This is a genomic window from Nitrospiria bacterium, from assembly GCA_035517655.1.
Classification (GTDB): domain Bacteria; phylum Nitrospirota; class Nitrospiria; order JACQBZ01; family JACQBZ01; genus JACQBZ01.
In genome coordinates, this window is record DATIYJ010000014.1 from 66,302 (window position 1) to 86,340 (window position 20,039).

Annotated in this window: 20 protein-coding genes; all 20 read left to right on the forward strand. The window is 53.7% G+C overall.

The window, feature by feature from the left end:
• Positions 1-304 precede the first annotated feature (304 nt).
• A complete protein-coding gene (gene sucC, locus VLY20_03195) occupies positions 305-1,468 on the forward strand; it encodes an ADP-forming succinate--CoA ligase subunit beta (GenBank protein ID HUK55645.1) in 1,164 nt (387 codons plus the stop codon).
• Complete coding sequence (locus tag VLY20_03200; GenBank protein HUK55646.1) at positions 1,468-2,661, forward strand: two-component regulator propeller domain-containing protein; 1,194 nt, start codon at positions 1,468-1,470, stop codon at positions 2,659-2,661. The genes sucC and VLY20_03200 overlap by 1 nt, the downstream gene beginning before the upstream one ends.
• A gap of 90 nt (positions 2,662-2,751) precedes the next feature.
• Positions 2,752-3,699 carry a succinate--CoA ligase subunit alpha gene (gene sucD, locus VLY20_03205; protein HUK55647.1) on the forward strand — a complete coding sequence of 316 codons (948 nt, stop codon included), beginning with the start codon at positions 2,752-2,754 and terminating at the stop codon, positions 3,697-3,699.
• Between the two features lie 26 nt (positions 3,700-3,725).
• On the forward strand, positions 3,726-4,427 hold the full coding sequence (locus tag VLY20_03210; protein ID HUK55648.1) for a hypothetical protein: 702 nt from the start codon (positions 3,726-3,728) through the stop codon (positions 4,425-4,427).
• 148 nt (positions 4,428-4,575) lie between these two features.
• Positions 4,576-4,920: a P-II family nitrogen regulator gene (locus VLY20_03215; protein ID HUK55649.1), complete on the forward strand. Its 345-nt coding sequence runs from the start codon at positions 4,576-4,578 to the stop codon at positions 4,918-4,920.
• Positions 4,921-4,933: 13 nt separating this feature from the next.
• A complete protein-coding gene (gene nifA / locus VLY20_03220; GenBank protein ID HUK55650.1) occupies positions 4,934-6,487 on the forward strand; it encodes a nif-specific transcriptional activator NifA in 1,554 nt (517 codons plus the stop codon).
• A 165-nt stretch (positions 6,488-6,652) separates the two neighbouring features.
• On the forward strand, positions 6,653-7,030 hold the full coding sequence (locus VLY20_03225; protein ID HUK55651.1) for a hypothetical protein: 378 nt from the start codon (positions 6,653-6,655) through the stop codon (positions 7,028-7,030).
• A 379-nt stretch (positions 7,031-7,409) separates the two neighbouring features.
• Positions 7,410-7,637, forward strand: coding sequence for a helix-turn-helix domain-containing protein (locus VLY20_03230; GenBank protein ID HUK55652.1), 228 nt, complete (start codon positions 7,410-7,412; stop codon positions 7,635-7,637).
• Positions 7,638-7,926: 289 nt separating this feature from the next.
• A complete protein-coding gene (locus tag VLY20_03235) occupies positions 7,927-8,763 on the forward strand; it encodes a hypothetical protein (protein ID HUK55653.1) in 837 nt (278 codons plus the stop codon).
• A gap of 42 nt (positions 8,764-8,805) precedes the next feature.
• The gene (locus VLY20_03240) at positions 8,806-10,206 is read left to right on the forward strand and encodes an ammonium transporter (GenBank protein ID HUK55654.1); all 1,401 of its coding nucleotides are present in this window, start codon (positions 8,806-8,808) and stop codon (positions 10,204-10,206) included.
• A 117-nt stretch (positions 10,207-10,323) separates the two neighbouring features.
• Positions 10,324-10,662 (forward strand): P-II family nitrogen regulator, encoded by a 339-nt coding sequence (locus VLY20_03245; protein HUK55655.1) that lies wholly within the window; start codon positions 10,324-10,326, stop codon positions 10,660-10,662.
• A gap of 45 nt (positions 10,663-10,707) precedes the next feature.
• Positions 10,708-13,332, forward strand: a complete 2,625-nt coding sequence (gene glnD, locus VLY20_03250; protein HUK55656.1) for a [protein-PII] uridylyltransferase — start codon at positions 10,708-10,710, stop codon at positions 13,330-13,332.
• A 105-nt stretch (positions 13,333-13,437) separates the two neighbouring features.
• Positions 13,438-14,847 (forward strand): type I glutamate--ammonia ligase, encoded by a 1,410-nt coding sequence (gene glnA, locus VLY20_03255; GenBank protein HUK55657.1) that lies wholly within the window; start codon positions 13,438-13,440, stop codon positions 14,845-14,847.
• Between the two features lie 194 nt (positions 14,848-15,041).
• On the forward strand, positions 15,042-16,256 hold the full coding sequence (locus VLY20_03260; protein ID HUK55658.1) for a bifunctional 3,4-dihydroxy-2-butanone-4-phosphate synthase/GTP cyclohydrolase II: 1,215 nt from the start codon (positions 15,042-15,044) through the stop codon (positions 16,254-16,256).
• Between the two features lie 27 nt (positions 16,257-16,283).
• The gene (ribH, locus tag VLY20_03265; GenBank protein ID HUK55659.1) at positions 16,284-16,754 is read left to right on the forward strand and encodes a 6,7-dimethyl-8-ribityllumazine synthase; all 471 of its coding nucleotides are present in this window, start codon (positions 16,284-16,286) and stop codon (positions 16,752-16,754) included.
• A gap of 38 nt (positions 16,755-16,792) precedes the next feature.
• Positions 16,793-17,212: a transcription antitermination factor NusB gene (nusB, locus tag VLY20_03270; protein ID HUK55660.1), complete on the forward strand. Its 420-nt coding sequence runs from the start codon at positions 16,793-16,795 to the stop codon at positions 17,210-17,212.
• A gap of 20 nt (positions 17,213-17,232) precedes the next feature.
• Positions 17,233-17,742, forward strand: a complete 510-nt coding sequence (locus tag VLY20_03275) for a M17 family peptidase N-terminal domain-containing protein (GenBank protein ID HUK55661.1) — start codon at positions 17,233-17,235, stop codon at positions 17,740-17,742.
• The gene (purB, locus tag VLY20_03280; GenBank protein HUK55662.1) at positions 17,739-19,034 is read left to right on the forward strand and encodes an adenylosuccinate lyase; all 1,296 of its coding nucleotides are present in this window, start codon (positions 17,739-17,741) and stop codon (positions 19,032-19,034) included. Before VLY20_03275 ends, purB begins: the two co-directional genes overlap by 4 nt.
• Positions 19,031-19,273 (forward strand): phosphoribosylformylglycinamidine synthase subunit PurS, encoded by a 243-nt coding sequence (gene purS, locus VLY20_03285; protein ID HUK55663.1) that lies wholly within the window; start codon positions 19,031-19,033, stop codon positions 19,271-19,273. The genes purB and purS overlap by 4 nt, the downstream gene beginning before the upstream one ends.
• Positions 19,274-19,279: 6 nt before the next feature.
• On the forward strand, positions 19,280-20,039 hold a 760-nt coding region (locus tag VLY20_03290; GenBank protein ID HUK55664.1), incomplete at its 3' end, for a DUF4388 domain-containing protein.

Sequence of the window (20,039 nt, forward strand, 5' to 3'; positions counted from 1 at the left end):
CAAAGCGGTTCCTTATCTGAAGGTCAAAGATATCCACAAGGGCATCTAAGCGGAGGCCGGCCGATTCGGTTTGGTGAGCACCGGCGGGGCGGAAATCCAAACGGCCATGGTTTGTCGCAAACCCGAAATCACATTGGGATCATCATCCCTTTTTATCGTTGTAAGTTACTGTAAGGAGCGATGGAAAGAAAAAAATCGCGTTTCGAATCCGCCCGAGAATCCCAGTTGCTTTCGGCCCTTATCCTCTGATAGAATGCCGTCCCGTTAACATAAACAATCAGGATTAATCCCAGGATATCATCCGATGAACATCCACGAATTTCAGGCCAAACAGTTGTTCGCCCAATACAACATCCCGGTGCCCCGCGGCCGAAGCGTCGCTTCGGCGGAAGAGGCAAGAACGTGGGCCGATGAACTCCGGTCCCCCGTATATGTCGTCAAAGCTCAGATCCATGCCGGCGGACGGGGCAAGGCCGGCGGAGTGAAACTGACCAAGGATCGCGCCCAAGTTGGGATCCTGGCACGACAACTATTGGGGAAGGTCCTTGTCACACATCAAACCGGTCCGGAAGGCCGGAAGGTGCAGCGTCTCCTGATCGAGGAAGGCGCCGACATCGCGACTGAACTTTACGTAAGCCTTCTGGTGGACCGGACCTCCGGCTGGCCGGTTTTTATTGCAAGCCGTGCGGGAGGAATGGAAATCGAGGAAGTCGCGGCGCATTCACCGGAGAAAATTTATAAAGCCGCGATCGATCCCTCATCCGGTTACCAGGCCTTTCACGGCCGGATGCTGGCTTATCGCTTGGGCCTCGAAAGAGAAGTTCAAGTCCCGTTTAATCAGATGATGGGGAGCCTTTACCGTCTTTTCATGGAAAAAAGCGCTTCCCTTATCGAGATCAATCCGCTCGTGATCACCCGGGATCAAAAACTGATCGCCCTGGACGCGAAGGTGACGTTTGACGACAACGCGCTCTACCGAAACGACGATATCAAGGCGCTCCGCGATCTCGATGAGGAAGATCCTCTTGAAGTCCGGGCCTCCCAGTACGGTCTAAACTATGTGAAGCTGGATGGTGAAATCGGTTGCATGGTTAACGGGGCCGGCCTCGCGATGGCCACCATGGACACCATTAAACTGGCCGGTTCTTTTCCGGCCAATTTTTTGGACGTCGGCGGCGGCGCTTCGAAGGAAACCGTAAAGCAGGCCTTTACGATTTTAATGTCCGATCCGCATGTCAAAGGCGTATTCATCAACATCTTCGGCGGAATTGTTCGCTGTGAGCGGATTGCGGGCGGGGTGATCGATGCGGCCAAGGAGGTCTCGATCCGGGTTCCCCTCGTTGTGAGACTGGAAGGAACGAACGCCGAAGAGGCCCGGCAAATGCTGGCCGCATCCGAGTTGAACCTTGTTGTGGCGCGAACGATGTGGGAGGGGGCCCAAAAGATCGCCAGCCTCATCCGGGGCTGATGCTTTTTCCATCGCGGTGGAAATGGGTCGCGCCGTTCGCGATTTTGACCGGCGCGGCCGTCATCGGGGGCTGTGCGGCCAAAACGCCGCCGCTCAAAGAGTACAAGGTATTGGCCAGTTTTGGGACGGGCGAAGGAACCGTGGTCCGCGCGCTGAAAGTGGACGGTTCCTTTCTTTGGGTTGGGACCTCGGCCGGAATCCTCAAAGTGAACCGTCTCAACGCCACTCTCGTCAAAACCTATACCAAAGCGGACGGCCTGACGAGCAACTATATCTTCACGATCAATGTGGATCCCAAGGGCACGCCCTGGTTCGGGACCGATGCCGGCGGGTTGCTTCGATTGGACGGAGAGCGCTGGATGGCCTACGGCACGTCGGACGGGTTGGCGGACCCCTGGGTGTATGACATCGATTTCCATCCGGACGGCTCGATGTGGATCGGCACCTGGAACGGTGTGAATCGCTACGATCCGAGAGCCCCGGAAGGCTCCCGCTTCGTAACCTACGACGTCAAAGACGGACTGGTCAACAAGTGGGTTTACAGTCTGGCCGTCGACAGGGACGGCTCGCTCTGGTTCGGCACCGAAGAGGGCGCGAACCATTTTGATCCCACGGCCCCGAAGGGGAAAGGCTGGGTCACCTATACGCACAAAGACGGCTTGGGTGCCCCGAACGAGCTGGCGCTTGCGCACAAGCAGACTGCCGGGGAGGCTTTGGAGGCCTCGCGGGAAAATAGCGGCGTCGAGCTTCCTCCAAATCGCAGTTATGCGGGTCATTTTCATGACCTAAGCGTCTTGGATGAAAAAGGTAAAGAGACCTACAACGAAAATTATATTTTTGCGATCCTGATCGATCCGCGAGGAAACAAGTGGTTCGGAACTTGGGGTGGAGGGGTCGGCCGCTTTGACGGAGAGCACTGGACGAATTATTCCACCAGGCAGGGACTTGCCGGAAACATTGTATATGCGCTTGAACGCGACAGGTCGGGCGTGATCTGGGCCGGGACGAATCATGGGCTGTCCCGTTTCAACGGAACCGAATGGAGAAGCCATACCCGGGCGGACGGTTTGATCGGCGACGATGTCTATGCGGTCGCGCCGGACCCGGATGGGAATGTTTGGATCGCCCAGCGGGGCGGCGTCGTGGAATTAGGGACAAAGTCGGTGGAGGGGAACAAAGACGCAAGGCGATAGACGTAAGGGGGGAAACGCAGAGACGAGTCGATAGTTCCACGATCGTTTCAATTTTCAGGCCTTAGCCTTTACGCCTTACGAGGAGAGGGTATGAGCATTCTGGTTGATCGAAACACAAAGGTGATTGTTCAGGGAATGACCGGAAGGGAAGGATCCTTCCATGCCGCGGCCTGTCGCGAATATGGAACGAAAATCGTGGGCGGTGTCACCCCGGGCAAAGGGAATACGGAGTTTGAAGGGGTCCCGGTCTTCAATACCGTGTTCGAAGCGGTCGAGGCGACGGAACCGGATGTTTCGATGATATTTGTGCCGCCGGCGTTTGCGGCGGACGCGATCATGGAAGCCGCGGATGCGGGCATCGGTCTCATCGTCTGCATTACGGAGGGCATCCCGCTGGCCGACATGATCCGCGCCAAGCGCTTCATCGCAGGGAAACCGGTTCGGGGCATCCCGGATCGGTTGGTCCGGCTCATCGGGCCCAACTGTCCCGGAATCATTACTCCGGATGAATGCAAAATCGGAATCATGCCGGGCTTCATTCATAAAAAAGGAGGGGTGGGCGTGGTCTCGCGCAGCGGCACCCTTACCTATGAAGCGGTCTGGCAGTTGACCGGCCTCGGATTGGGTCAATCCACCTGCGTTGGAATCGGCGGAGATCCGGTCAACGGCACGAATTTCGTGGATGTCCTGGAACTGTTTCAAAAGGACAAGAACACCGAGGTGATCGTGATGATCGGCGAGATCGGCGGAGATGCCGAGGAGCGCGCCGCCGAGTATATCAAGGATGGCGTCACGAAACCCGTGGTCGGATTTATCGCAGGGGTGACGGCTCCACCCGGCCGCCGAATGGGTCATGCCGGCGCGATTATCTCGGGTGGAAAGGGAACCGCGGCCCAGAAGATCGCAACGTTGGAAGCGGCCGGCGTAACCGTCGTCCAGAATCCGGCCGTGATCGGGGAAACCGTGAAAGGTCTTCTTAGAAAAGGAAAGGTCCGCCGGGCGAAAACCGGTCGGCCGAGACGGAAGCCGCGTAAGTAACCTCCATTTGCGAGGACGAAAAACCCGTGGGCCGTACAAGACGCCGGTGGGCTGGCGTGATTTTGGGACTGCTGTTCAGCGGGAACATCGCCTGGGCCGAGAGTGCACCGCTGATGACGGGGAAAGGGCGCCTGGGAGTCGATCTTGAAGGCGAACTCTCCAGCCGGGACATGAAAGTCGACGGTCAAAAAGACCGGGAGCGGGTGACCCGTCAGGCGGTTGAGTTGAGCTACGGTCTGTTGGAACAACTGGATCTCTATGCAAAGGTCGGTCTGGGAAACATCACATTTGAAGAAGCCGACTTGGACAGCAGAATGCGCCCGCTCTCGGGAATCGGCTTTCGGAGCTCGGCTCTTTTCGGGGGTGGATATTTCGCCGGTGTCTCGGCACAGTATCAGTTCGGCAAGGTTTCAACCTTCGATCAAAATAACTCGACGCTCGCGTTGGAGGACCGATGGTCGGAAGCGGACGCCCGTCTATTCATCGGATCCAAAGATCTGATCCGTGATCCCGAACCGGATCTCCGGTTTTACACCGGCGTGAGATTTTCAAGCCGGAACGATAAGCGGACGTCGGAAAACCAACCCGGAAGCAAACTCAAACAGGACTCTTCACTGGGGGGAATTATCGGGATGGACTTTTCCGATCGGAAAATTTTTCGGATCGATACCGAGCTGGGTACCGGCGATTGCAACAACGTCATGATCCGTGTCGGCCTCCTGTTCTAACCGGACGCTTCCAAGGCGATCCATCCATAAACTTCTTGACTGAACTTCGATTCCTGTGTTATAAAGCATACGACACAACGATGTGTTAAGGACAAGGGCGTCTTCTTCGATCTTTGAGAGGGCGCCTTTTTAATTGGGGGGCATTGCATTGAAAAAAATCGAGGCATATATCCGTTCGGAAAAACTGGGTGAAGTGAAGGAAGGTTTGATCCGGATCGGCATCCAGGGCATGACGATCATGGAGGTTCGAGGTTTCGGGCGACAGCGCGGCCATATCGAGGTCTATCAGGGGGCGGAGTATTCCCTCGATTTCGTCCCAAAGATGAAGATCGAGGTTTTTGTGCCGGCCAAGGACGCCCCGCGTGTGGTGGAGGTGCTGATCCACTCGGCCTCGACCGGCCGAACGGGGGATGGAAAAATCTTCGTGCTCCCCGTGGAGGAAGGCGTCCGTATCCGGACCCAGGAGCGCGGCGAGGCCGCTGTTTCCATGTAAACGGCGGAATGGAATGAATACTCAAAGCACCCCCCGCAAAATTGCGGAATTGACGGCTCTCTACGAGATCAGCCGCGCACTGGCTTCATCGCTGGACCTGAAGGAAATTTCCCAGAAGATTCTTGAAATTCTAGCTTCCGTCCTCCATATGCGTCGCGGCACCTTGACCCTGCTCGATCCCGAGACGGGCGAATTGGTGATCGAAACCGCGCATGGACTTACACCGGAGGAGATCGCCCGCGGCCGATTCAAAATCGGTGAAGGAGTGACCGGACGCGTTTTCGAGAAAGGCGAGCCGATGATTGTCCCGGATGTGGGTCGGGAACCGCTCTTTCTGAACCGGACACGTTCTCGCGGCGATCTGACGAAGGAACGGATCGCATTTCTGTGCATGCCCGTAAAGGCCCATGCTGAAACGATCGGGGTCTTGAGCGTGGACCGCCTTTTTAAGGACGAATCGCCCGATTTTGACGATGACATCCGCGTCCTGACCGTGGTGGCGTCGCTGATCGGCCAGGCCGTAAAACTGCAGCAGACCGTTTCGCGAGAAAAACGAGAACTTCTCGAACAGAACATTCAGCTGCAGAGCGAACTGAAAAACCGCTACAGGATCGGCAATATTGTCGGTCAGAGTAAAGTGATGGACGAAGTGTTCCGGTCTGTCCTCCAGGTTTGCAAATCCAAGGCGACTGTGTTGCTACGGGGCGAATCCGGGACCGGAAAGGAATTGATCGCACGGGCGATCCATTATAACAGTCCGAGGGCCGACCGGCCGTTTATCAAGGTCAACTGTGCGGCATTGCCCGAAACCCTGCTTGAGAGCGAGTTGTTCGGACACGAACGCGGGGCGTTTACCGGCGCGACACAGTTGAGGAAGGGACGGTTCGAGTTGGCCGATGGAGGAACGCTGTTTCTGGACGAGATCGGCGACATCCCTCTCCCGACGCAAGTCAAACTCTTACGGGTGCTGCAGGAACAACGATTCGAGCGCGTTGGGGGATCGCAAACCCTATCGGTGGATGTCCGCCTGGTCGCCGCGACCCACCGGAATCTTGAAGCCGCGATCCAGGAGGGCAGCTTCCGCGAGGACCTTTATTACCGGCTGAATGTCGTGCCCATCTTTCTTCCGTCATTGCGCGAGCGGAAGGAGGACATCCCGCTTTTGATCGAATATTTTCTGCTGCGCTGCAACAAAGAGCATCACAAGCAGGTCCGGATCGCGCCGGAGGTTCTCCGCGTCATGATTCAGTATCATTGGCCCGGGAATGTCCGCGAGTTGGAGAACTGCATCGAACGGATGGTGATCATGGCCGAGTCGATGGAAATCACGTTCCAGTCGATGCCTTCCAGCATCGCCACCTATTTTCGGGATGTCCGTGAGGTGACGCGTTCGGCTCCGATGGACCGACCGACGCTTCGCACCACCGTCCAGGATTTGGAGCGCCAACAGATGATCGATGCTCTGAAGAAATGCGGCTGGGTCCAATCCCGAGCGGCCAAGATTCTCGGCATCACTCCACGGCAGATCGGGTACAAAATGAAGAAATATAAAATAGAAGCGGGGTGACCATGATCACGATTGTCTGAGTATTGGACCATGGGTTATCATACCTACCATTTTGTAATCCATTGGTCATTCCCAAAACAAAAACGTAACCTCACCCCTTAAATCCCGTCAGCCCATTTTTTTGTCCCGTTCCGTCAAAACTCATTGACATACAATCGGTTTTTCATGGAATCCTGTTTATTTTTCACTCGTGTGTTGATTGGCATGAGAGTTGCTTTTATCACTAAATCAAAAGGAGGTGCGACGATGATATCTACATCCGAGGCGGTTGAAAGAGCAATTCACTTTGTCCTCCAGGATTCCGCCGATCGACTAAAAGGCGAAGAACTTGTTCGTATTATCGAGTTGGCACATCAGGCCGAAGCGATCGTGCATTTGAGCCACGCGTCTTGGCAGATTTTAATCGGCGTTCCGGAACGAAACTGCCGGCGTCTTGAACAGGAGCTTTCCTCGATGGGATTTGTATGCACGATACCAGAAGGACCCATGAACGAAATATCGACGTTCGTTCTGGGGCATAAACATGATGATGCCGTCCTTTAAGTTGATTCGTGAAGAGATGTTTTTTAATCCACTTACCATGAACGTGATCTTTACGACTTACTCATTGACTCTAAAGTTACTTGAAGCGGAATACCAGGGCTTCCCGTTGATGGCTCGGTATTTGACGGCGGTCTGGGCCTTTACCGGTAGTTCCCTTGGAAAGGCTCTGGGTTATTTGAAGAGTCGGCAGCGCACTGACGTTCTTTAAAACCGAACTCTAATAAGTTCCCGGATCTTTTTGAATTTTATTTGATACTTTGATATTCCTTATCCTAGTTCCATTTATTTATAAAAATTTCGACATCGGACTCGTTTCGTCATGTCAAAACCCAGAAAGGTTTGTCGACCGGCGGGGATGTCGAGATGGAGGTTATATCAAGTGCCTAAAGGGTTGAGAGAAGAAGTGGAAAACCTGGAGAGACGGATGATCTCGGCTGCCTTGGAAAAGACTCATGGAGTTCAAGCTCGTGCGGCCAAGGAACTTAAAATCAGCGAAAGAGTTATTCGCTATAAAATGAAAAAATATCATTTGCAGATAAAGACAAAATTGTCGAACAGAGACATAATTGTCGATCAATTGATTCCCGTAAAAGAAACAGAAGGTTAGTCAATGACAAAAGCTTTTACAATGGAAACCCAAACAAGAATGTCGAAATATATGTCATTCGGTTCCCGGGTTATGATCTTCGAAACAATCGTAATATCAAAGAGTTTTTAAAATAAATGTTTCTTGTGGTGTGATGGCATCTGTCTTGCTTAGTTAAAGACTCAGGAACACCCGTCGGATACGGTGCCGTATCCTACATCTTCCCCTCGGCAACGAAGCCTACCGGGGCATATTATTAAGAACCTAAGACAGTTCGATTCGTTCATTAACCGACTACGAAGGAGGAACCATGAAGCGTCTCAATTTAATATTTTCGCTATCGGTGGCTGTTTTTGTTCTGGGGATAGGCATTCGATTGGCTCACGCCACTCCTTCAACCGAATTCTGGACCCCGGCCATCATGGATGTTCAGCCGTATGGGGTATGGCATCTGGGGATCGACAACTACTTTACCGTTGGGGGAAGCCGTAAAACAGGGAACTTCCCCACGGATGTCGGGTTAACGGTGGGGGTCCTTCCATTCGAGAAAATAAACCTGGAAGTTGGGGCTGACCTTCTGGAACCGATGAACCCTCTTATCTGTGCCGGGGCCTTTGACAACGGGTCTCCAATCAAGACCTGTCCCTCCGGAGCCGATGGCCTGTTGTTTAACTTTAAGTTTGGTATCCCGGAAGGGGCCCTCTTTGCGGGCTCGCCCGGCATTAACGCGGGGATGTTTGATATCGGGACCGTCAAGCAGATAACCAATATGAATATTGGCGATCTGATTATTGGGAAGACGATCCCCGTTCTGGGGCGGGTCCATATCGGCGGTTACCTGGGCGATCCGGGTTCGGCTCTCCTGCATAAGCAGGGAGATCTTGCGAATGATAAACAGACCGGCGGCGTCATGGCGGCGTGGGACCGGGGATTCTGGAACGTGAAGGACGCGGCAGGAAACGAGTACAGCAAGTTCACGGCCTTGGCGGATTATGCGAGCGGACAGAACTTCATTGGCGGGTGGGGTGTTGGCCTGGGGATCAACTGGACCAAGGATATCGATATCCTGACCGGTCCGGTCTTTTTCAACGACAAAACCATCAACGGCAAGTGGAAATGGTCCACCCAACTCGACATCAATTTCTAAAAAATGACAAAAAAGGAGAACCAAGTCATGCGAAATCACAGAATGTTGTTCGGACTCACTGGTGTCCTGCTGCTCCTGGTTGTTTTTGCACTCATCCCCGGGCTTGGCTCGGCCCAGGAAACAGTGCCTCCCTCAACACCGGGAGCAGCAGGCGCCCCCTCTGAAGCGCCGCTGGCCGCGGCGCCCGCAGCGGCGCCTGCGCCGCCGCCTAAAGTCGACTCAGGCGATACAGCATGGGTTCTGACTTCTTCCGCTTTAGTTCTCGCCATGACCGCTCCCGGTCTGGTCCTTTTCTATGGAGGAATGGTGCGTCGAAAGAATGCGCTCGGAACCATGATGCACAGTTTCATTATCCTCTGTCTGATCAGCGTGCAATGGGTCCTGTACGGGTATTCCCTGGCTTTCGGACCGGACAAGGGACATATCATCGGGAGTCTCGCATGGGCAGGCCTTAACGGCGTTGGGTTCGACCCCAATCCGGACTATGGTGCGACCGTACCCCATCAATGTTTCATGATTTTCCAGGCGATGTTCGCCGTGATTACACCGGCGCTGATTGTGGGGTCTTTCGCCGAGCGAATTAAATTCAGCGCCTTTATAGTTTTCATTTTGTTATGGGCCACCTTTATCTATGATCCGCTGGCCCACTGGGTCTGGGGTATCGGGGGCTTCCTGCACAACATGGGAACGCTGGACTTTGCAGGGGGAACGGTGGTGCATATCAGCTCCGGGGTTTCCGGTCTGGTCTGTGCCCTCTACTTCGGTAAGCGCTTGGGGTATGGAAAAGAGGTAATGGCTCCCCATAATATACCCTTAACTTTAATAGGAGCCTCTATGCTGTGGTTCGGCTGGTTCGGGTTCAATGCCGGAAGCGCCATCGCCGCCTCGGGCGGATTGGCCACGAGCGCGTTTGTAGTCACGAATACCGCCACCGCCGCGGCCGCTCTGGGCTGGATGTTTACGGAATGGGCTCATCGCGGAAAGCCGACCGTCTTGGGTGCGGCCAGCGGCGCGGTGGCGGGGCTGGTGGCCATCACGCCGGCTTCGGGATTCGTCGGGCCCATTCCCTCGATCATCATCGGAATCGGGGCAGGCGTTTTCTGTTACTTTGCCGCGGTCATTCTGAAAGGAAAGCTGGGTTATGACGATTCACTCGATGTCTTTGGTGTCCATGGAATCGGCGGAACATGGGGAGCGCTCGCCACGGGCCTTTTCGCTTCCAAAGCCATAAACTCGGGTGGGAACGACGGCCTGTTTTATGGAAACGCCCACCAAATGATTCCGCAGATCATGGGCGTCGCCGCGACCTGGATCCTGGCCATCGTCGGTACCTTTATTATTCTCAAGGTAGTTGATATAATCATGGGCGTCAGGGTCTCGGAGGATGAAGAGCGGATGGGGTTGGATCTCAGTCAGCACAACGAAAACGGTTACGTCCTCTAACATGGATAAAAAAGCATGCATCCGGCTTGCCCGTGCGGATGCCGGATGCGTGGGCGGTCCGGAGGATCATGAAGTGCCTGTGTCCAACGGGTCGACGCTAACTAAAGGAGAAACGCGATGAAAAAAATCGAGGCCATCATCAAGCCCTTCAAACTTGATGAAGTGAAGGAGGCTCTGTCGGAGATCGGTATCCAGGGAATGACCGTTAGCGAAGTGAAGGGGTTCGGTCGTCAAAAAGGCCACAAGGAAACCTACCGTGGGGCGGAGTATACGATCGAATTCGTCCCCAAAATCAAGATCGAGGTGGTGGTTAGCAACGCGGTGGCGGATCGGGCCATCCAATCCATTATGAGCAAGGCCAAGACCGGAACCATCGGCGACGGGAAAATTTTTGTCACCGATCTGTCCCAGGCGGTTCGCATCCGGACCGGCGAGTCGGGAGATTCCGCTTTGTAATCGGTTTGTGATATGATGACCGCGGAGGCTTAAAATGAAATAGACATGCTTAAGAATTCTCTGAAAGAACGCTTCGTTGAAATCCAGAGGCACCATGCCCAAGGTGCGACCGGCGAGCAGGTGATTGCGGCCTTGACGGATCTGACGGACGAAGTGATTGAACGGATCTGCCGGGATGTTTTGGGTGGCGTGCCTGCGCGGGAACGCTGGAAGATTGAAGATGGGTTGGCGATCGCGGCGCTGGGGGGGTACGGGAGGGGAGAGCGGTCTCCTTATTCCGATATCGATATCATGTTCCTCCACCGGTCTTCCATTCGGGGACCGATCCAGCGCATCGCCGGCTCCATCCTGCAAAATCTTTGGGACGTCGGATTTCAGGTGGGACACAGCACGCGAACCGTGAACGACTGCGTGGCGATCGGCAAGGCCGATCTGACGGTTCGCACGTCGTTAATGGAAGCCCGTTTTTTGACGGGGAGCCGGGCACTGTTCGACCAATTCCGGTCGCGATATCGGCGCAAGGTGGTGCACAACCGCCCGACTCTTTTTGTCAAGGCCAAAATCCGGAGTCGGGATATCGAATGCGAACAATACGGCACCACGATTCACCTTCTCGAGCCCCATATCAAGAAAAGTCGGGGCGGATTAAGGGATCTGCATTTGCTCCGATGGGCGGCACAGGCCCGGCATGGAACGTCTTCTCTTGAGCAACTGAAGGAACACGGCATCTTGTCGAAACAGGATTTCCGTACGCTCACGGAGGCCCAAGAGTTTTTGTGGCGTATCCGGAACGAACTTCATTTTTTTTCCGGTCGTTGTCAGGATACCCTCACATTTGACGAGCAGGTCCGCCTGGCGATGAACTGGGGGTACCACGACAACCTTCATCTTTTGGGCGTCGAACAGTTCATGCAAAGATATTATGACCAGACGGGCGCCATAGCGGAGATCACCGGAAGATACCTTGACGGAATGGTGTCCGAAGGCATCTGGGATCGGCTTCGTAACCGATGGTCGCGTCGGCATATCGACCGCCGCTTCCTCCTTTCCGGAGAAGAGATTTCGATCCTTTCCGAATTTCGTTTGGAGGTGCTAAGTCACGGCGATCAGGTATTAACGCTGTTCCGTCTTGCCCAGGAAAATAATGCTCGGTTATCCGCCGAAACCCAGCGCCAACTCACGGACATGATGGGACAGTGGGATCCGACTCATTTTTCCAACCCGGAGTCGTACGGAGCGTTCCTTTCGATATTATCGTCTTCCGGAAAAATTTCCGCGACGCTTCGCGGTCTCCACCGGTTCCGGATCCTCGAGCAAATCCTGCCGGCATTCAAGCGGGTTCGAGGGTTGATGCAGTTCAACCTTTACCATAAATACACAGTGGATGAGCACTGTCTTCGAGCGGTCGAAGAGGCCGAAAGATTCTTGCTTCAGGAAAGTGGAACAGCCCCGTTTTTCCGGGAGGGCCGTCCTCCAGAGGTTCTTTTTCTAGCTCTGCTGCTGCACGATCTCGGAAAGGGTTTGGGCGGTGATCATTCGCAAATCGGCGCGTCGCTTGCCTTGGAAACCGGGACACGGCTGGGGTTTGATCCTGCCGCAACGGAGCAACTCGTTTTTCTGGTGGGTCAGCATCTATTAATGACGCATGTGGCTTTTCGCCGGGATTTGGCCGATGATCATGTGCTTTTGCAGTTTGCAAAAACGGTCGGAACGCCGGAGACCCTCCGGATGTTTTACGTTTTAACGATGGCCGACGTTACGGCGGTCGGACCCGGTACCCTGACCGCCTGGAAAAAGGATCTGCTCTCCGAACTCTTTACAAAAACGTTGGAGATTTTGACCGGAGAAGCCACGCCGGTCGCCGAAGAAGAAAAAATCAAACAGATCCGGCAGACCCTTCAACTCCGGCTCCGGAACCTTTATGAACCCGACTGGCTGGAGAGCCAATTGGCGTCTATGACGTCGCGGTATCTCATCGCGACACCTCCGGATCGCATTGCGTTGGACCTCGATCGGGTTTATAAACTTCAACCGCAGAGCGTCGCGGTTTTCGCCGAAAATAATTTTGAGCGAAATTTGACCGAGTACAGCGTTTACACGTTCAACCACATCACGCCGGGTATTTTCTACAAGATCACGTCCGTTCTCGCCGCCAAGGGTGTCCAAATCCTTGGCGCGACGATCACCACGTGGTCGAACAATGTCGTTGTGGACACTTTTCAAGTTCAGGATCCGGATTTTCCAGGTCCGGCCGCTCCCGATCGTCTTCGGGAGCTCCAAGATGAGATCACCCTTGTGCTCCTTGGCGAAAAACAGCCGGAACAACCCGCGAACATCGTAACCCGAATCCGCTCGAACTCGCAGGTTTTTCCGGTGATCGCCCCGGTTCAGATTGCGGTGGATAACGGCTCATCCGAAAAATACACCGTCATCGAAGTATTCGCTCCGGATCGAACGGGCTTGCTGTCCGTGATTGCCCAATCTCTTTTTGTTCTCGGCCTGTCCATTCAGACGGCCAAAGTGGCAACGCATCTGGACCAGATCGTGGACGTGTTTCACGTGGCGGACCAGACTGGACAAAAGATAGTGGATCCTGATAGAATCCGGCATCTTAAAGAAACTTTGTCGCAGAGCATTGAACGGTTTTTGGAAACCTCTCGGGTTCAATGACGATCCCGAGGAAAGGGTAATGGTAAACAACGGTCCCTTGGGGTTGACGACGACCCTGAAGCGATTGGATTAGGAGCCAGAATAATATAATCGAAGGAGGTTTTCATGAACGTCAAAGAAGTATTAGAATTCGCCAAAAAAAATCGCATCGAAGCGGTGGATTTAAAGTTTGTGGATTTTCCCGGAACGTGGCAGCATTTTACCATCCCGGTGGAGGAAATGACGGAGGCCCTTTTTAAAGAGGGGTCCGGTTTTGACGGCTCGTCCATCCGGGGCTGGCAGGCCATCAACAACAGCGATATGCTGGTCATTCCGGATCCGAATACGGCGATGATCGATCCGTTCTGTCAGACGCCGACCCTGAGTATGGTCTGCGATATTCTGGATCCGATTACGCAAGAGTCCTATAGTCGTGATCCTCGATATATTGCCAAGAAAGCCGAGGCCTATCTTTTGAAAAGCAAACTCGGGGACGTGGCCTACTTTGGTCCGGAAGCGGAATTCTTTATCTTCGATGGCGCCCGTTTTGATCAGAACACGCACAGCGGGTACTACTTTATCGAATCGGAAGAAGGCGTTTGGAACGCCGGAAAAGACGGAGTCAATTTGGGATATAAACCCCGCCATAAAGAAGGATATTTCCCGGTTCCTCCCACGGACAGTCAGCAGGACATCCGGACGGAAATGATCGTCGAGATGAAGAAGGCCGGGGTTCAGGTCGAAAAGCAGCATCACGAGGTGGCCACGGCCGGACAGGCCGAGATCGATATCCGGTATGATTCCCTCGTCCGAATGGCGGACAAGATGCTGTTGTACAAATATATCGTCAAAAACGTAGCCAAGCGACACGGGAAGACAGTGACCTTCATGCCGAAGCCGCTTTTTGGGGACAACGGCACGGGAATGCATACGCATCAATCCATCTGGAAAGATGGAAAACCCCTTTTCGCGGGCAAAGAATATGCCGGGCTGAGCAAAACATGTCTGCATTACATCGGCGGGATACTAAAGCACGCTCCCGCGATCGCGGCCTTCACCAATCCGACCACGAATTCCTATAAGCGTCTCACACCGGGATTTGAGGCTCCGGTATTTCTCGCGTATTCCAGCCGGAACCGTTCGGCCTCCGTACGAATCCCGATGTATTCCGCCAATCCAAAGGCTAAACGGATCGAGGTCCGTTTCCCGGATCCCTCCTGCAACCCCTATCTTGCATTTGCGGTGATGTTGATGGCGGGCATCGATGGCATCGAAAACAAAATCGATCCAGGCCTTCCGATGGATAAAGACCTCTATGACCTGGAGCCCGAGGAGGCCGCCAAAATCCCGACCATGCCGGGCAGCCTGGATGACGCCTTGAGGAATCTGGAAAAGGATCATGCCTTTCTCCTGAAGGGCGGTGTCTTCTCGAAAGACGTTATTGAGACATGGGTTCAGTACAAACGGGAAAAGGAAGTCGATACAATGAGATTAAGACCTCATCCCTACGAGTTTTTCCTTTACTACGACGTTTAACACAGTCGCTTGAGGAAGATAGGACTCGGCATTTACCCAACTTGGCCGCTCACGGGAAAAATCCCCTGGAAGTAAGACCGTTCCAGGGGATTTTTTGTTTGACAAAACGCCTTTTATCTTATATAGTTATAAAGTCATTGGGAAAATTTTCCACAACAGATTGGAATAACGTTCGAGGCGGTCTTCAAAAAAACATGAGTTCCGATTTCAAGTTTCATCCGATTGATTCGGCGATACACGATATTAAACAGGGTCGAATGGTGATCCTTGTAGATGATGAGGATCGCGAAAACGAGGGCGATCTAGTCATGGCCGCCGAGATGGTCAGTCCGGATGCGATCAATTTCATGGCCAAATACGGCCGTGGGTTGATCTGTTTGACCCTTACCCCGGAACGGGCGGACGAATTGCAACTTCCTGCCATGGTTACTGAGAATACAGCTACCTTCGGAACGGCCTTTACGGTTTCGATCGATGCGAGAGAAGGGGTCACCACGGGAATCTCGGCCGCGGATCGGTCGAAAACAATCCTGGCCGCGATTCATCCCAAGACGAAGCCTTCGGATTTGGCACGACCGGGTCACATTTTCCCGCTCAAAGCCCAAAAAGGAGGCGTTCTGAAGCGGGCGGGACAGACGGAAGGCTCCGTTGATTTGGCCCGATTGGCCGATCTTTATCCGGCCGGGGTGCTGTGCGAGATTATGAACGAGGACGGAACGATGTCACGGGTCCCCCAACTCATGGAGTTTGCACGGCACTATGATCTGAAGATAATCACGGTCAAGGATCTGATCCAATATCGGATGCAGCGGGAATCCCTTGTTCGAAGGGTCAGCGAGGCCATGCTTCCCTCCCGTTATGGGGAGTTCAAGCTCGTCGCTTACGAAAACGAACTTGACCAAGGCATCCATATCGCTCTGCTCAAAGGGACGATCGACACGGAGGAACCGGTGCTGGTTCGTGTCCACTCGGGTTGTCTGACCGGAGATGTTTTCGGATCCAATCGGTGTGATTGCGGCGAGCAGCTTCATCGGGCGCTGAGGATGATCGAACAGGCTGGCCGAGGAGTGCTCCTTTACCTCAATCAGGAAGGACGCGGGATCGGTCTCCTCAACAAGATTAAGGCGTACGGTCTGCAGGACCAAGGGATGGATACGGTTCAAGCCAATTTGGAACTCGGCTTTAAACCCGATCTTCGAGATTATGGAATCGGAGCGCAAATCCTTGTCAATCTTGGATTGAGCAAGATTCGTCTCATGACAAACAACCCCCGGAAAATTGTCGGGGTCGATGGCTACGGACTCAACGTGGTCGAACGGGTGCCCATCGAGATGGCCCCGCATGATCGGAATGTGCGATATCTGAGAACCAAGAAACAGAAACTGGGCCATCTCTTGGACAAGGTGTAATATACCCGCCGTTGGCGATTGGGTCGGATGATGGTCAAAATCCATGAAGGTCGCCTCAAAGGTGATCGTCATCGCTTCGGAATTGTTGTCAGTAAATTTAACCCCGAAGTAACCGCAAAGCTTTTGGAAGGCGCGTTAAGAAACTTGCGCAAGCGCGGTGTCAGGGAAGAAGACATCGAGATCGCCAAGGTTCCGGGCGCTTTTGAGATCCCGTTGACGGCAAAACGGTTGGCTCATTCCCGAGCTTTCCATGCCGTCATTTGCCTAGGCGCGGTCATCCGCGGAGAGACCGCCCATTTTGAATACATCAGTCGGGCCGTGAGCCAGGGCTTGTTGCAGGTGATGCTGGAAACGGGCATTCCGATTAGTTTCGGCGTATTGACCACCGATACGGAGAAACAGGCCATGCAACGGGCCGATCCCAAACGACTCGACCGCGGGGGGGACGCAGCCGAGACGGCACTTGAGATGGTGGGGCTCCTTAAGGATTTAAAATAGAGCGGGCCGATTGATCCGGTAGGTTCTTTGAGATTCGCATGGGTTATCGAAGGAAATCAAGAGAGCTGGCCCTCCAGATGCTTTTTCAGCTGGATGTGAATAAAGACGGCCCGGATTGGCGGAAACAATTCTGGGATCTCCATCCCGCACCGATGGAAACCAAAACCTTTGCGGACCATTTGGTGAAAGGCGTTCTCGATCATCAGCCCGACATCGACCGGTTAATTCAAAAGCACACGCTGCATTGGGCCCTCAACCGGATGTCGATCGTCGACCGGAACATCCTTCGGTGCGCCATCTTCGAGTTGTTGATGTTGTCGGATATTCCAATCAAGGTAACGATCAACGAAGCGATTGAGATTGCGAAACGGTATTCGGATGAGGAATCGAGCGCATTCGTGAATGGGATTCTGGATCATATCGTCAAGGAGGAGTCGCTCGCAAAAAAGGGGGTCTGACACTCCCGCGAACAACGCCCATGTCGCCGATCAAGGTCCTTGCCCAAAAAGTCACCAAGGTCAATGCCGAGATGCTTGTGGCGGGATTCTTTCAAGACGACCGTCCTTTGACCGGTCTTGCCGCCGAATTGGACTGGATCTACAATGGAATCCTTTCTCGCTTGATCCTTCGCGACCGGATCCGCGGTGGTTTAAAAGAGACGACGCTGTTGGCCGCGCAGCGAAAGTTGCACGCCCACAAGGTTCTCATCATCGGATTAGGGAAGAGAAAGGAATTGACACAGAAGGTTCTTCACGATATTTGCTCACACATCGGGCGGACCCTCTCTCAACTTCATATCAAAGACTGTGCCATAGAATTGTTCGGCCAAACCGGCCGAGCCTTGGAAGATGCCAAGGCCCTGGAGGTGATTTTGGAAAGCCTTCGTGCGGATCCGGACCGCCCCTTGGAAATGTCCCTTCTCGTTTCCGATGAAGAGAAAGCCCAACGGGTTCGTCAACACGTCTTCGACCTGATAGGAAGCGCATGATCGATCGGTATACATTGCCCCGGATGAAAGCCATTTGGGAGACCCGGCATAAACTGGAAACATGGCTGCGGATCGAACTCCTGGCTTGTGAGGGCCTGGCCCAATGCGGAGAAGTTCCCAGGGAGGTCGTCTCGGTCATTCGTCAAAGAGCCAAAGTGGATCCAAAACGCATGGAGGAGATCGAGCAGGTCGTCAAACACGACGTCATTGCTTTTTTAACCATGCTGGCTGAACAAGTCGGACCGGAATCCCGCTTTATTCATTTGGGCCTTACGTCGTCGGATATCCTGGACACCTCCATGGCTGTTTTCATGCAGGAAGCGGCGGATCTGATCGTTGAGGATCTGGAGCGGTTACGGGATGTATTGCAACGTAGAGCCATGGAATTTAAATCAACCGTCATGGTGGGCCGGTCTCACGGTGTGCACGGTGAACCGATCACCTTCGGTTTGAAGCTCGCGCTTTGGTACGCCGAAATCCAGCGTCAACTGGAGCGGATGTCGCAGGCCAAAGAATTGACCCGCTATGGAAAATTGTCGGGTGCAATGGGAACCTATGCCCACATCCACCCCTCCGTCGAAGAGTTTGTTTGCCAGGGCTGCGGATTAAAACCGGATCCGATCTCCAATCAAATCATTCAACGGGACCGCCATGCCCACTACCTATCGACCCTGGCCCTCGTGGCCAGCAGCGTGGATAAATTTGCCACGGAGATTCGTCATCTTCAACGGACCGAAGTTCTAGAGGTGGAAGAATTTTTTTCAGAAGGGCAAAAGGGCTCTTCGGCCATGCCGCACAAGCGGAACCCGATCGGGGCCGAAAATCTGTCTGGATTGGCCCGTATTGTTCGATCAAATGCCCAGGCCGCCATGGAAAATGTGGCCTTATGGCACGAACGGGATATCAGCCATTCATCGGTTGAACGGGTCATCATTCCGGACAGCACGATCTTGGTCGATTATCTTCTGAACCGATTGACGGAAATCATCGATACGTTGTTGGTGTATCCTGAAAATATGAAGGCCAACTTGGAACGGACGGGGGGCCTGATCTATTCTCAGCGGATTCTTTTGGAACTGGCCAAGCACGGCGCTGGGCGGGAAGAGGCCTATGAAGCGGTGCAACGATCGGCCATGGCCGCTTGGCGGGGAGAAGGTCGCTTTAGGGATATGATTAAGGCGGATCGTTTTGTTCAAAAGTATTTGAAGGCGCAGGAGATCGACGATTGTTTTGAACCGGCCTATTACCTGCGGCATATTGATCTGATTTATAAACGGGTGTTCTCTTCATGAAGGCCAGAATTTACGTCACCTTAAAGAACGGTATCTTGGATCCTCAAGGGAAAACGATTCAACAATCGCTCCACCATCTGGGGTATACGGGTGTCAAAGATGTTCGGCTCGGGAAATATATCGAAATGGAGCTGTCGTCCATGCCTCTTGAGGATGCCAAACGGCAGGTCGCCGAGATGTGTCGAAAATTATTAGCCAATACCGTGATCGAAGACTTTCGTTTTGATGTCGAGGGATAACGGCGCATGAGCCTTGAAGGACGATTAGAAGATCTGGGATTGAGCGATATCTTTCAGATAATCAGCTTGAGCAAGCGGTCGGGCGTGCTGAACCTGATTCGAAAAGAGGGAACGGGACGGCTGGTGTTTAATCAAGGCCAGGTTATCTATGCCACCTCGGATACCCGCAGCCGACTCGGTTATACGCTCGTCAAAAAAAGCCTCGTCACCAATGATGACCTTGAATATGCTCTGCGGATTCAGAAGGGCCGCGGCTCCATGAAACCGATCGGGACCCTTCTGATGGAGATGGGGGCCATCGATCAGGAAACTCTTGAACGAGAAATCCGTGAGCATATTATTTTGATCGTCAAAGATCTGCTGAGTTGGAATACCGGATCGTTTCATTTTGAACTCGGGCCGGCGACGGATGAAGAAGTCGTTCTCCGGAAGGGGCTGAACACCGAATTCCTGTTATTAGAAGGCGCCCGGCTCCAGGATGAAGAACAGAAGCCAATGGCGGAGCCGGCGCCACCCAAATCGGCCGCGGCGGCTCCTGCAAAGAATGTCCCCGACGATCTCGAGAAGACGCAAGTCGTCCCGTCTGTACGACCTTCCGAGAGCATTTCCTCCCGTCCCTCGATCGATGCGACGCCCTCATCAAAACCATCCACAACCCCTTTACCTAAAGCGGAGCCGCCGGAAGAAATTATATCCGCGACTCTTTCCGGAATGGCTTCGGGGCCGGCAGCGCAACGCAAAGATCTAACACTCCTCACCTCCATGA